This is a genomic window from Streptomyces sp. TLI_053 (assembly GCF_900105395.1).
GTDB lineage: Bacteria > Actinomycetota > Actinomycetes > Streptomycetales > Streptomycetaceae > Kitasatospora.
On sequence record NZ_LT629775.1, the window covers coordinates 3,795,229 to 3,808,754 of the forward strand.

Below are 13,526 nucleotides of genomic sequence, written 5' to 3' on the forward strand. Positions count from 1 at the left end.
ACCGTCGGCCACCGCCACGCCGACGTGCCAGGGCCCCCGCCGCTCCCCCGCCCGTGCCCGGCCCGACAGGCGCCGGACGAACGGCCGGGGACCGGCTCAGCCCCGCACGTGGAAGGGCGCGACCCGGTTCACCATCCACTCGACCACCGGATCGTCCGCGAGGTCGAGCAGTACGAGATGGACGCCACCGGGCAGCGGCGCGGTTCCCAGCGCGCGCCCCAGCGCCTCGTTCACCGCCCCCGGGTCGGCCGGGGCCGCCGGGTCCAGCTGGACGCCCACGAACATCACGGTCGGCTCGCCCTCGACGCTGGCCAGCGCCCGCCGGGCGGTCAGCACCCCGGGCAGCAGTGCCAGTTCGGCCCGGCAGGCGGCCAGGAACAGCTCCGGGTCCTCGCCCGGCACCGGCTCGCGCAGCGCCACCCGGCCCCCGGACGGCGCGTCCTGGGCGGCCTCCCAGCGGTCCTCGCGCGGCCCGCGGCGCAGCTCGGCCACGCCCTCCGGCGGGACCGGGATGCCCACCGGGGCCTCGGGGTTGACGGCGATGCCGACGCCCAGCGGCAGGCCGCGGGCGAACTCCCAGACCGGGGCGACCGCGAACGCCATCCCCGGCGCCTGCTGGAGCAGCACCTCCTGCGAGGAGAACACCGGGACATAGGGGCCGCCGGCCAGTTCCAGGGTCGGCAGGTCCAGCGCCCGTCCCTGCGGGTCGCCGCCGGACGGCAGCGGGATCCACACCTGGCTGCGCGCCAGCACCTCGATCACCCGCGGGGTCGCGCCCGGGTCGCCGAGCGCAGCGGTGAGCACCTGCTCCAGCTCGTTGGCCGGCCACGCACCGCCGGCCGGCGCCGACCGCGCCCCGCCCCAGCCCTGCTGCTCCTCCGGGTTGCCCATCCGCCCCTGTACCGCCCTCCGCTCGCCGATTCCCGCAGCCTAGCGTCCGGGCGCGGCACGGCGGGACGCGGAACGCGACAGAGAACGGGGAGGGACGTGTGAGGCAGCCCCCTCTCCCGCCATCGGTGCGGACGTGCCATGATGTGCCCGTCTGCGGTGGCATCCACCCAGGCCCTCCAACTCCATACCGGCCGCTCGAACCCGCGCGGGAGAGTCCGGAGTGCCCCGTCCTGGCGGCACAGCCGGCGCCGAAGGAGCAAGTCCTCCCCGGAATCTCTCAGGCCCCCCTACCGCACGGGTTAGGCAGATCTGGAAAGCGGTGCACGGCCCTGCCGTCCGCCCACCCACGGTGCAAGCCGCCATGCTGTCCTCTGACAGGGCAGTGGCCGGTGAAGCTCTCAGGTACGACGACAGATGGGGAGACCCAGCCGCCGCATGCCCGCGCGCAGGGTCCGCCGCCCCCTGCAGGGCCGGTCCCGGCGCGCGCACCCCTGAGTGCCCCGACCGAGGAGTTCCTGGCCATGTCGTCCCTCCGCCTCACCGCGCTCGACGCGCTGCACCGCGCCCTCGGCGCCACCATGACCGACTTCGCCGGCTGGGACATGCCGCTGCGCTACGGCAGCGAGCGCGAGGAGCACCTCGCCGTCCGCACCAGGGCCGGCCTGTTCGACCTGTCGCACATGGGCGAGATCACCGTCACCGGCCCGCAGGCCGGCGAGATGCTGGACCACGCCCTGGTCGGCTTCGTCTCCGCGCTCGGCGTGCTGCGCGCCCGCTACACCATGATCTGCGCCGAGGACGGCGGCATCCTGGACGACCTGATCGTCTACCGCCTGCGCGAGGACGCCTTCCTGGTCGTCGCCAACGCCTCCAACGCCCAGCTGGTGCTGGACGAGCTGATCGCCCGCGCCAAGGGCTTCAACGCCGTCGTCTCCGACGACCGCGACGCCTACGCGCTGATCGCCGTCCAGGGCCCGGAGTCCACCGCGATCCTGGCCGACACCACCGAGGCCGACCTGCCCGGCCTGAAGTACTACGCGATCCTCCCGGCCCAGGTGGCCGGCCGCGACGTGCTGCTCGCCCGCACCGGCTACACCGGCGAGGACGGCTTCGAGATCTTCTGCAACCCGGGCGACGCCGAGCAGATCTGGCAGGCGCTGACCGCCGCCGGCACCGACCGGGGCCTGATCCCCTGCGGCCTGTCCTGCCGCGACACGCTGCGCCTGGAGGCCGGCATGCCGCTGTACGGCCACGAGCTGTCCACCGACCTGACCCCGTTCGACGCCGGCCTCGGCCGGGTGGTGCGCTTCGACAAGACCACCAACGAGGGCGCCTTCGTCGGCCGCAAGGCCCTGGAGCGGGCCGCCGCCGAGGCCGAGGCCAACCCGCCGCGGGTCCTGGTCGGCCTGGTCTCCGAGGGCAAGCGGGTGCCGCGCGCCGAGTACACCGTGGTCTCCACCGACGGCGCCCCGATCGGCCTGATCACCTCCGGCGCGCCCTCCCCCACCCTCGAGAAGCCGATCGCGATGGCCTACGTGGACGCGGCCCACGCCGCCCCGGGCACCACCGTCGCGGTGGACGTGCGCGGCAAGCACGAGCCGGTGCAGGTCGTGGCGCTGCCGTTCTACAAGCGCGCCCGCTGACGCCGCTCCCCCACCTTTCCCTCGCGAGGCTCGTCCGCCCCTCGGGCCGCTTCGTCGTACCCGCTTCCCATCCTGGAGAATGACGCCATGAGCAACCCCCAGCACCTGCAGTACACCGAGGAGCACGAGTGGCTGACCACCGCCGAGGCCGGTGAGGTCGCCACGGTCGGCATCACCAAGCACGCCGCGGACGCCCTCGGCGACATCGTCTACGTGCAGCTGCCCGCGGTCGGCGACACCGTCACCGCCGGTGAGACCTGTGGCGAGCTGGAGTCGACCAAGTCGGTCAGCGACCTGTACTCGCCCGTCACCGGCGAGATCACCGAGGTCAACGAGGCCGTCGCCGACGACAACAGCCTGGTCAACAGCGACCCGTTCGAGGGCGGCTGGCTGTTCAAGGTCCGCGTGGAGTCGACCGGCGCCCTGCTGAGCGCCGACGAGTACACCAAGCTCACCAACCCCTCGGCCTGAGCCACCGCCGGGGCGGCCCGCCCGCGGCGGCCGCCCCGCCCGCCGGCCCTCCTCCCTCTCACTCCCGGGAAGACCCCACCATGACGGTTCTGAACCAGTCCTTGCACGCCCTCGACCCGGAGATCGCCGCCGCGGTCGACGCCGAGCTGCACCGCCAGCAGACCACCCTGGAGATGATCGCCTCCGAGAACTTCGCCCCGGTGGCGGTCATGGAGGCCCAGGGCTCGGTCCTGACCAACAAGTACGCCGAGGGCTACCCCGGCCGCCGCTACTACGGCGGCTGCGAGCACGTCGACGTGGTCGAGCAGATCGCGATCGACCGGATCAAGGCCCTGTTCGGCGCCGAGCACGCCAACGTCCAGCCGCACTCGGGCGCGCAGGCCAACGCCGCCGCGATGTTCGCGCTGATCCAGCCGGGCGACACCATCCTGGGCCTGTCCCTGGCCCACGGCGGTCACCTGACCCACGGCATGAAGATCAACTTCTCCGGCAAGCTCTACAACGTGGCCGCGTACCACGTGGACGACAAGACCGGTCAGGTCGACATGGCCGAGGTCGAGCGCCTGGCCAAGGAGCACCGGCCGAAGCTGATCATCGCCGGGTGGTCCGCCTACCCGCGCCAGCTCGACTTCGCCGCGTTCCGCCGGATCGCCGACGAGGTCGACGCGCTGCTGATGGTCGACATGGCCCACTTCGCCGGCCTGGTCGCCGCGGGCCTGCACCCCAACCCGGTGCCGTACGCGGACGTGGTCACCACCACCACCCACAAGACCCTGGGCGGCCCGCGCGGCGGCGTCATCCTCTCCAAGGCCGAGTGGGCCAAGAAGATCAACTCCGCGGTCTTCCCCGGCCAGCAGGGCGGCCCGCTCGAGCACGTCATCGCCGGCAAGGCCGTCGCCTTCAAGGTCGCCGCCTCCGAGGACTTCAAGGAGCGCCAGCAGCGCACCCTGGACGGCGCCCGGATCCTGGCCGAGCGCCTGCTCCAGGCCGACGTCACCGAGGCCGGCGTCTCGGTGCTGTCCGGCGGCACCGACGTCCACCTGGTCCTGGTCGACCTGCGCAACAGCCAGCTCGACGGCCAGCAGGCCGAGGACCGGCTGCACGAGGTCGGCATCACCGTCAACCGCAACGCGATCCCGAACGACCCGCGCCCGCCGATGGTCACCTCCGGCCTGCGGATCGGCACCCCGGCGCTCGCCACCCGCGGCTTCGGCGCCGAGGACTTCCGCGAGGTCGCCGACATCATCGCCGAGGCCCTGAAGCCGGCCTACGACGAGACCGTCGCCGACGCCCTGAAGGCCCGGGTCACCGCCCTCGCCGAGAAGTACCCGCTGTACCCGAACCTGTAGGTCCCTCCTGTTCGGCCGCGGGTGACCGGGCTCACGCCGCCCGGACACCGGGGATTCCGGGGCACCGCGCACACTGGAAGGTGCGCGCGGTGCCCCGACCCGTGTCGGTCGCCCGACCCACCACCTCCGCCACTGCCGTCCCTCCCTCCCTGCCGGCACCACCCACGAGACCAGACAAGGACGTCACTCCGTGGCCATCAGCGTCTTCGACCTCTTCTCCATCGGCATCGGCCCGTCCAGTTCCCACACCGTCGGCCCCATGCGCGCCGCCCGGATGTTCGCCCGCCGCCTGAAGTCCGAGGCCCTGCTGGACGAGGTGACGGCCGTCCGGGCCGAACTGTTCGGCTCGCTGGGCGCCACCGGCCACGGCCACGGCACCCCCAAGGCCGTCCTGCTCGGCCTGGAGGGCTACTCCCCGCGCACCGTGGACGTCGACCGGGCCGACCTCGACGTCGAGCGGATCACCGCCGAGAAGCGGCTCAACCTGCTCGGCACGCACGCCATCGACTTCGACCGGGACACCCAGCTGGTGCTGCACCGGCGGCGCTCGCTGCCGTACCACGCCAACGGCATGACCCTCTGGGCCTACCGGGCCGACGGCTCCACCGTGCTGGAGAAGACCTACTACTCGGTCGGCGGCGGCTTCGTCGTGGACGAGGACGCGATCGGCGCGGACCGGGTCAAGCCCGACGACACCGTGCTGAAGTACCCCTTCCGCACCGGTGACGAGCTGCTCCGGCTCAGCCGGGAGACCGGCCTGTCGATCTCCGGCCTGATGCTGGAGAACGAGAAGGCCTGGCGCAGCGAGGAGGAGATCCGGACCGGGCTGCTGGAGATCTGGCAGGTCATGCAGGAGTGCGTCCGGGCCGGCATGTCCCGCGAGGGGATACTCCCCGGCGGCCTCAAGGTGCGCCGCCGCGCCGCCTCCGGCGCCCGTGCGCTGCGTGCCGAGGGCATCGGCCCGGCCAACGCGATGGAGTGGGTGACCCTCTACGCGATGGCGGTCAACGAGGAGAACGCCTCCGGCCGCCGGGTGGTCACCGCCCCGACCAACGGCGCGGCCGGCATCATCCCCGCCGTCCTGCACTACTACCTGAACTTCATCCCCGGCGCGGACGACGACGGCATCGTCCGCTTCCTGCTCGCCGCGGGCGCGATCGGCATGCTCTTCAAGGAGAACGCCTCCATCTCCGGCGCCGAGGTCGGCTGCCAGGGCGAGGTCGGCTCGGCCTGCTCGATGGCGGCCGGCGGTCTCGCGGAGGTCCTCGGCGGTTCGCCCGAGCAGGTCGAGAACGCCGCCGAGATCGGCATCGAGCACAACCTCGGCCTCACCTGCGACCCGGTCGGCGGCCTGGTCCAGATCCCCTGCATCGAGCGCAACGGCATGGCCTCGGTCAAGGCCGTCACCGCCGCCCGGATGGCCCTGCGCGGCGACGGCCGCCACCACGTCTCCCTCGACAAGGCGATCAAGACCATGAAGGAGACCGGCGCCGACATGAAGATCAAGTACAAGGAGACGTCCCGCGGCGGCCTCGCCGTCAACGTCATCGAGTGCTGACACCGGCCCGCCGACGCCCGCGCCCCCGCCCACCGGCGGGGGCGCGGGTGTTTCGCCCTCAGAACTCCCCGGAGGCGCCGTCCGTCCACACGACCCGGGCGACGTAGAAACCGGGCCCGTACGGGGTGTCGGTCGCGTGGTACTGAACGAGTCCGAGGTCACGGGCCAGCGGGGCCGAGTAGGCGCCCGGAAGTCCGGGAACGGCCTCCGCACGGTCGGGGTGCGGGCCGCCGTCGAGCACCTCGCGCAGGCCCACCAGGAACGCGGCGAGTGCCGGGACGACGTCCGGCGGCGTCACCGCGAAGTCGAACACCGCCTCGACCTGGGGGGACAGCACGATGGGGTCGTGCTCCTCGTCGCCGTCGTACGGATCGTCCCAGTCACTCATGGGCGGCCGTGCTCCCGCAGGACTGCGGAGAGGGCCCGGCCCGGCGCCGTGCCCTGCTGGACCTCGGCGTGGACGCGAGCGGTGGCGGGGTCGCTGTAGATCTCCAGCCGCAGGCGCCATCGGCGCAGCACACCGGCGATCTCGTGCTCGTCCGCCGAGCCCATGTCGCGGTAGAACGCCATCCGCTGGGACGGCGGCAGCGCGGCGCCGATCTCGTCCTGGGTGCGGGGGTGCGGGCGGTGCGGCTCGACCGGTCGTGCGGTCATCGGTCCTCCTGCTGCGGTGGCGGCCGGCGACAGCAGCGGAACTCCCCGCCGACCGGCCTCCACCGTAGCCACTCCCGGTGTCGGGGCGGGGGCGGTCCCACGCGGCCCGGTCAGCCGGCGGGCACGCGGCGGTGGAGTTCCTCGGGGGCGAGGTCCTCCAGGTGGGTCAGGAAGATCCACAGGTGACCCGAGGGGTCCCTGAGCACGGCGGTGCGGTCGCCGTGGAACTGGTCCGTCGGCGGCTGGAGGATCTCCGCGCCGGCGGCCTCGGCCCGCGCGGTCAGGGCGTCGACGTCCGGGACGTAGACGTGCAGGGCGACGCTGGTGCCGCCGAGGGCCGCCGGGGCGGTGAAGGGCGCGCCGTCCCCGCCGGCGTCGCCCAGCATCAGGACCGACGCCCCGATGCTGATCTCCGCGTGCAGCACGCCGCCGCCCGGCGCGTCGATCCGGACGTCCTGGCGGGCACCGAAGGCCCGCCGGTAGAAGTCGATCGCCGCGGCGGCGTCCTCGACCAAGATGTGCGGCACGACGGCGTAGCGGTAGCGCTCGGGCACGACGTTGTCGGCGGTGGTGGTCGTCACGGATCCCCCTCGATGTCGCCGCCCGGCGGTGCGCCGGGCGGCCTCGGGACCACGGTAGGAATTGAAGTCGGCTTCAGGTCAAGCATGATCGGCAGTGGGAAGTCGGCCCGCCCGGCTTCCCACTACGCGAAGGCGCTCCGGAGGACCGGGTCGCGGAGCAGGGTCAGCAGCCGCTCCCGGCCCTGGACGCCCTCGAAGAACAGGTCCGCCTCGGCCCGCACGGCCTGCCGCAGCATGGACTGGAAGACGCCCGCGAACGGCTGGCCCCGGACGACGCTCGCGGCGGTGTCCACGGCGGCGCGGTCCCCGTCCGTGCGCGCGCTCCACCACTTCTCGATCGCGAACGCCGTCACCGCCATCGCCTGCCGCCTGGCCTCGGGCCGCTTCTCCCGGTTGAGGCCGACGGTGGCGATCGTGTAGTCGCCGCGGTCGTCGATGCCCAGGTACTCCCCGGTGCTCAGCACCAGGTGGAGGTGGCGGAACGGGTCCTCGGCCGTGGGATCTATCAGGAGCGGCCGCCCGGCCTCGTCGACCTCGAAGAGCCGGTTCTTGAACCTGGTGTTGCAGGGGCCGCACGCCAGCAGGTGGTTCGGCCAGGAGAAGGTCCGCGCCGGGTCGATCACGACCGGCACGAAGTGGTCGATCTGGTCGGCCAGGTCGTGCCCGCAGTACATGCAGCAGTCGGTGCCGTGGGCCATCGTCCGCAGGCACTCCAGGACCGGCGGATAGGTGTCCCGCCGGAAGCTCTCCCGCTTCCAGGCGAGTTTCGCCGTCCTGAGACGGTCGCCGGAGCCCATCACCTCGGCGGTCAGCCGGTGCAGGCTCGATTCCACCTCGGGAGGCAGGTCGCCCCGCTGGAGCGGAATCACCGTGCGTCACCGTCGCCGAGGAGTCGTGCGGAGATCTCGTCGACCCGGGTGACGGGCGAGCTGGCCAGTCTCACCTTGAGGTCCCTGAGCCGCTGCTTGTCCGCGTCAGTGGCCCGGCCGAGGACCAGCGCCTTCTCCAGCCCCACGAGCTCCCGTCTGAGTTCCTGCGACTCCGGGGAGAAGGGCGTGTCCAGCCCGAACAGGTCCGAGATGACGGCGTCGTCACCCGTGCCGTGGACGACACGGCGGTAGAGCTCGTCCTCGACGACGCACGGCGCCGATTCCTCGCTGGGGCCGGGGAGCCTGATGAGGCCGTTCGCGTCGGCCGCCTGGCAGATGTAGGGGCTGTGCGTGGTGACGATGAACTGCACCTGCGGGAAGTGCCGCTTCAGCCACTCACCGATCCGCTGCTGCCACGAGACGTGCAGGTGGGCGTCGACCTCGTCGATCAGCACGACCCCGGGGTGGCGGAGCGTCGGCACCTCGTTCTCGTAGACCAGCGCCCGCTCGCCCAGGTAGGGGTACGCCTCGAACATGGAGCGGATGATGTCGAGCACCAGAACGACCACGGTCCGGTAGCCGTCGCTCATCCGGGCGAGCGGCGCCGTCCGGCCGGTCTCCTCGTTCTCGATCCACAGCCCCCCGCCGTCCAGCTTGCTGACCCGGTGTCCGTCCGGCAGCAGCCCGTCCTGCAGCAGGGCGATGATCATCTCGACGAGCTCGACCGCGTCCCGCCGCCCCTCCAGCCGCTCCGTGTGCAGGCGCAGCAGCCAACTGGCCGTTTCGGAGAGCGAGAACTTCTCGCCGAAGAGGGTCTGCACGGCGTTCTGCTTCGCGGAGAAGTCCGGCATCCGGTCCATGTCGACCGTGCGGCGCGCACCGGCATCACCGCCGGAGAGCCGACGGAACGGCCCGTACGCCGCGACGAACCACCCGGGGATGTCGGCTCCGGACCACAGGATCTCCTCGAAGAGATCGGAGTCCGCCTCGAAGCGCACCCGCGCGAACTCGAGCCTCTTCACGACCTCCGGCTCGAAGAGCGTCGGGCCCGCCGAACGCGGACCCATCCACCAGCGGACGGTCAACCGCCCGACCAGCGGCTCGTGCGAGCCGGCGTCCCAGAGCGGGTCGCTCAGGATCTCCAGTCCGATCCTCCCCGCGTCGGCCCGCTCGGAGAGCCACCCCTCCAGCCGGTCCTCCAGCTGGACGCCCAGCCGCTCCCCGGCCCAGGCGAGTGCGATGGCACGCAGCAGCGTGGTCTTGCCGGACCCGTTGCGCCCGGCCAGGACCGTCCAGCCCGCGTAACTGCCGTCCGGGCGGGTGAAGTCGAGGTCCACTCTCCGCCGACCGTCGAAGCCGCGGACCCCGTTCATCGTCAGTCTCTTCACGTACATTCAACGATCTCCGTCGGGCGCGGTGCACAGGGTGGAGCGGGCGTCCCCGGTTCCGGGGACGAAGACGCGCGGGTCGGCGCCGGGCGGCGAGGTCCGCCACCCCCCACCACTCCCCCGTCCCCCGCGCGCATGCACGCGACAGTACCCGGTCCCACCGACCCGCCAACGCCCCCCGCAGCGGCGAGGCCGCGGCCTGGGGCGGATCGCCGACAGCGCGGCTCCTCCCAGGGAGCAATCGTGAATAATCTCAGGCGCCGACGTGAACCTATGCAAATTCCGAAGGTGAACTAAGTTACAAACCTTCCATTCGAAGCCACCGGGTTTGCCCACATGCTGAGATCCATGCGATAGTCGTGTTGTCCGACGGCGCGCGTCACCAGTTGACAGAGCCCGTCGGGGACAACCGATCTTCGGCCCGCCCGACCTGGCACGGCCGACACCCATCGCACGGCACGCACCCCCTTGGCCGCGCGATGACTTGCAAGGGCCCCCAGCCGCCGGACCACGGCGATATCGGGGGCCCTGCGTGTTTTCGGCCCGACCGTCCGCGCGGTGCGGTTCAGACCCGCTCGCGGACCTTCAGCTCGAACCAGACGCCCTTGCCGCGCGGCAGCAGGTCGGCACCCCACCGGTCAGCCAGGTCGTCGACCACCTGGAGCCCGCGCCCGCGCTCGGTGACCGGCAGCGGCTCCGCCAGGATCATGCAGGGCAGTGCCCGCGAGGAGTCCCGCACCTCGACCCGGAGCCAGCCCGGTTTGCGCACCACCTGGAGCCCGATCGTCCGCCCCGCGGCGTGCCGCACGGCGTTGGCGACCAGCTCGCTGGTGAGTAACTCGCACACCTCCAGGTGCTGGTGCAGCTCCCAGGCGTCCAGGACCGCGAGCACCAGCCGGCGCGCCACCGGCCCGGTCTCCGGCCGGGACGGGAGCCGCACCTCGCCCGGCGTCGTCCGGTCGCACAGCCTGCCGGCGTACAGCCGCTCCAGCTCGTCGCAGCTGAGCCGTTCCAGCGCCGCCAGGGAGTCCTGGAACGACCCCCACGACGCTTCGGCGACCAAGCTGGAACCCTGAATCGATGACTGATCTGTTTCGCCCCAACCCGCCATGCGCCCCATCATTGCGGAACGCAAGCGGCCGCGTACGGACAATGAACAAACGATCACTACTCTTTCGGCATATGCCGGGTGCAACCCGAACCCGCGTTCGCAAGGCCCGGGTCGCCGGCCCGCCGAAGGCCTACCAGGCGCTCCAGTCCATGTTCCAGCCGCTGAGGCCGTTGTCCGGCGCGACCTGTCCGCGGGCGGAGTTCTGCACCGTGACCACGTCCCCGATGATCGAGCCGTCGTAGAACTGCCCCGCCGAGGTGGCCGCTCCGCCGCCCTTGACGTCCTTCAGACCCACGCAGCCGTGGCTGACGTTGTCCTCGCCGAAGGCGTTGCTCCAGTAGTTGCCGTGCACGTAGGTGCCGGTGTCGGTGAGCCGCATGGAGTGCGGGACCTGCAGGTCGTAGGGGGCGCCGGTCATCCCGGGCAGGGTGCTGGACTGCATCCGCACCACGCCCTCCTTGGACATCACCACCATGGTGCCGTTCCAGGTCGGGTGCTCGGTCGAGCCGGAGGTGATCTCCACGACCGAGCTCTGCCCGTCCCGGACCACCGTCATCCGGTGCGTCTTGGCGTCAACGGTCGAAACCTGGGATCGCCCGATAGTGAAGGGCTCGTCCCGGTCGACGCCCCCGTAGACGCCCGGCGCGATCTCCACGCTCTTCAGCCGGTACTTCACGACCACCTTGGTGCCCGGGTTCCAGTACTTCTCCGGACGGAAGTCCAGCCGGCGGCTGCCGAACCAGTGGCCCTTCAGCACGGTGCCGTCGCTGGTCTCGAAGGAGATGCCGCGGGCCACCGCGTCCTTGTTCTTGACGTCCTTGTCGAAGGTGACCGAGACGATCATGCCGACGCCGTAGGTGGCGTTGTCCTGGATGTTGTCGCCGGCCTTCGCCTCCCGCTCGGGCGTCAGCGTGGTGAAGCTGCTGTCGGCCGAGGCGACCGCACCGCCGGCGTCCGCCGCCAGCGCGCTCACCTGGTACGCGGTACCGACCGCCAGCGGGCCGGACGGGCTCCAGCTGGCCCCGTCGGCGGCGAGGGTGCCGGCCACCTCCTTGCCGGTCCGGTCGCTCACCTTGACCGTGGTGAGCTTCCCGCCGGACACCGCGACCTTGAGCGAACCGTCCGGGGCGACGTCCACGGCGCCGCTCCTCGGCTGGATCTCCACCACGGCCTGCGAGACCTTGGGAGCGGCGGTGGCGGTACCGGCGGCGGCACCGGCGGCCGGAGCCCCGGCCGCCTGCCCGCCGGTCGGGGCGGCGGACGCCGGGACCCCCGCGGTCCCGGCGGCCCCCAGCTCGGCCCTGGCGGCCGTCCCGCCCCCGCTCCCCCCGCAGGCACTGGTCAGCACCAGCGCCCCGCCGACCAGCCCCGCGGCCACCACCTTGCGTATCGACTTCACCGTCGTCCCCCTCGTTCGTGTCACGGTGTTCGACATTTACACGCACCGTGCACCGGAAAGGTTGCGCCGTTCGGGGGGCATCGGCACCGAGAACACGACCGGCCCGACCCCAACGAGTGAGGGTCGGGCCGGTCGTGGACGTTCCGTGACTGGCAGGGGCTACCGGCGGGTACGACTACCAGTTCGCCCAGGCGATGTTCCAGCCGCCCAGGCCGTTGTCGGGGGAGACGACCTTCTCCTTGGAGTTCTTGATGGTGATCACGTCACCGATCATCGAGTCGTTGAAGAACTTGCCGGCCACCGAGGCGTCGCTGCCGCCCTTCTCGTCCTGCATCGAGATGCAGCCGTGGCTGGCGTTGGTCTTGCCGAAGGGGTTGGCCCAGTAGTTGCCGTGCACGAAGGTGCCCGAGTTGGTCAGCCGCATCGCGTGCGGCACGTCCGGGATGTCGTACTCGCCGCCGAGGCCGACGGTCTGCGAGTTCATCCGGGTGACCTTCTCCTTGGACATCACCACCATGGTGCCGTTCCAGGAGGGGTTCTTCTCGTCGCCCAGGGTCACCGGCACGGTGTGGCTCTCGGCGCCCCGGGTCACCGTCATCTGGTGGGTGGCCGAGTCGGCCACCGAGACCTGGGAGCGGCCGACGGTGAACGGCTCGTCCTTGTCGATGTCGCCGTAGACGCCCGGCGAGACCTCGACGTTCTTCAGGCGGTACTTGATGACGACCTTGGTGCCCGGGTTCCAGTACTTCTCGGGGCGGAAGTCCAGCCGCTTGGTGCCGAACCAGTGGCCCTTCACGGTGGTGCCGTCGCTGGCCTCGAAGGTGATGCCCTGGAGGACCGCGTCCTTGTTCTTGACGTCCTTGTTGAAGACCACCGAGACGATCATGCCGACGCCGTAGGTCCCGTTGTCGGCGATGTTGTCGTTGGTGGAGATCTTCTTCGCCGGGGTCAGCGTGGTGAACGAGGTGGTCGACGCGGCCACCAGGCCCTCGGCGTCGGTGGCCTGGGCGTTCACCTTGTACGCCATGCCGACGGCCAGCGGGGCGCTGGGCTTCCAGCCGCTGCCGTCCGCGGCGATGGCACCCGCGACCGGCTTGCCCTCCTTGTCGGTCACCTCGACCGCGGTGAGCTTGCCGCCGGTCACCCCGACCTTGAGCGCGCCGTCCGGGGCGACGTCCTGGGAGCCGTCCTTGGGCTCGACGTTCAGCACGGCGGCCGAGGTCTTCGGCGCGGCGGAGGTCTGGCCGGGCGCCGGCGTCCCCCCGCCCGCGGCGCCGGCGTCGGCGGCGCCAGCGGTGGCGGTCGCGTCACCCCCGCCGGCGGCCTTGTCGTCGCCCCCGCTGTTGCAGGCCGCGGTGAGCAGCAGCACCCCGCCCATCGCCAACGCCACCGCGCTCCGGCGCAGACGGCGGCTGGTGACAGTGGTACGTATCGCGGCGTCGGCCGCCCTAACCTGCTTCACGGTCTTTCCCCTCCCGGTGTCCATCACTGTGGACGCGCTGCTGCCCGGACGGGTTGCACCGGACCGGCGGTCTTCCGCGCCGGGCTTCGGCGCGGCAAGCAGGATAGCTGGGCCGATCGGGTGAATCCTGGGAGGGCTGCCGGTGAACGG

At 71.9% G+C, this 13,526-nt stretch carries 13 protein-coding genes and 1 riboswitch; of the genes, 4 read left to right on the top strand and 9 right to left on the bottom strand.

Annotated elements, in window-relative coordinates:
* Positions 1-96: 96 nt before the first annotated feature.
* Positions 97-891: an enhanced serine sensitivity protein SseB C-terminal domain-containing protein gene (locus BLU95_RS15010; protein WP_093860449.1), complete on the bottom strand. Its 795-nt coding sequence runs from the start codon at positions 889-891 to the stop codon at positions 97-99.
* Positions 892-1,087: 196 nt separating this feature from the next.
* Positions 1,088-1,194, top strand: a riboswitch (glycine riboswitch).
* A gap of 218 nt (positions 1,195-1,412) precedes the next feature.
* Between BLU95_RS15010 and gcvT the strand changes: the two genes are divergently transcribed.
* The 4 genes from gcvT to BLU95_RS15030 all read left to right on the top strand — a co-directional run bounded on the left by gcvT (position 1,413) and on the right by BLU95_RS15030 (position 5,912).
* A complete protein-coding gene (gcvT, locus tag BLU95_RS15015) occupies positions 1,413-2,534 on the top strand; it encodes a glycine cleavage system aminomethyltransferase GcvT (RefSeq protein ID WP_093860450.1) in 1,122 nt (373 codons plus the stop codon).
* A gap of 87 nt (positions 2,535-2,621) precedes the next feature.
* Positions 2,622-3,005, top strand: coding sequence for a glycine cleavage system protein GcvH (gene gcvH, locus BLU95_RS15020; RefSeq protein ID WP_093860451.1), 384 nt, complete (start codon positions 2,622-2,624; stop codon positions 3,003-3,005).
* Positions 3,006-3,085: 80 nt separating this feature from the next.
* Complete coding sequence (gene glyA / locus BLU95_RS15025; RefSeq protein ID WP_093860452.1) at positions 3,086-4,354, top strand: serine hydroxymethyltransferase; 1,269 nt, start codon at positions 3,086-3,088, stop codon at positions 4,352-4,354.
* Between the two features lie 190 nt (positions 4,355-4,544).
* Positions 4,545-5,912 (top strand): L-serine ammonia-lyase, encoded by a 1,368-nt coding sequence (locus BLU95_RS15030; RefSeq protein WP_093860453.1) that lies wholly within the window; start codon positions 4,545-4,547, stop codon positions 5,910-5,912.
* A 58-nt stretch (positions 5,913-5,970) separates the two neighbouring features.
* Here BLU95_RS15030 and BLU95_RS15035 read toward each other — a convergent pair whose 3' ends face one another.
* The 8 genes from BLU95_RS15035 to BLU95_RS15070 form a co-directional block, all read right to left on the bottom strand.
* A complete protein-coding gene (locus BLU95_RS15035) occupies positions 5,971-6,300 on the bottom strand; it encodes a hypothetical protein (protein WP_093860454.1) in 330 nt (109 codons plus the stop codon).
* Complete coding sequence (locus BLU95_RS15040; RefSeq protein ID WP_093860455.1) at positions 6,297-6,566, bottom strand: hypothetical protein; 270 nt, start codon at positions 6,564-6,566, stop codon at positions 6,297-6,299. The genes BLU95_RS15035 and BLU95_RS15040 overlap by 4 nt, the downstream gene beginning before the upstream one ends.
* A 110-nt stretch (positions 6,567-6,676) precedes the next feature.
* Positions 6,677-7,147 carry a VOC family protein gene (locus tag BLU95_RS15045; RefSeq protein ID WP_093860456.1) on the bottom strand — a complete coding sequence of 157 codons (471 nt, stop codon included), beginning with the start codon at positions 7,145-7,147 and terminating at the stop codon, positions 6,677-6,679.
* Between the two features lie 122 nt (positions 7,148-7,269).
* Positions 7,270-8,016, bottom strand: a complete 747-nt coding sequence (locus BLU95_RS15050) for an HNH endonuclease family protein (protein ID WP_093860457.1) — start codon at positions 8,014-8,016, stop codon at positions 7,270-7,272.
* Entirely contained in the window at positions 8,013-9,410 is a 1,398-nt protein-coding gene (locus BLU95_RS15055) for an AAA family ATPase (RefSeq protein WP_093860458.1), read from the bottom strand. Before BLU95_RS15055 ends, BLU95_RS15050 begins: the two co-directional genes overlap by 4 nt.
* Positions 9,411-9,969: 559 nt before the next feature.
* Entirely contained in the window at positions 9,970-10,467 is a 498-nt protein-coding gene (locus BLU95_RS15060; RefSeq protein WP_231978576.1) for an ATP-binding protein, read from the bottom strand.
* A gap of 178 nt (positions 10,468-10,645) precedes the next feature.
* Positions 10,646-11,914, bottom strand: a complete 1,269-nt coding sequence (locus BLU95_RS15065; protein ID WP_231978577.1) for a L,D-transpeptidase — start codon at positions 11,912-11,914, stop codon at positions 10,646-10,648.
* Positions 11,915-12,089: 175 nt separating this feature from the next.
* Complete coding sequence (locus tag BLU95_RS15070) at positions 12,090-13,376, bottom strand: L,D-transpeptidase (protein WP_231978578.1); 1,287 nt, start codon at positions 13,374-13,376, stop codon at positions 12,090-12,092.
* Positions 13,377-13,526 lie beyond the last annotated feature (150 nt).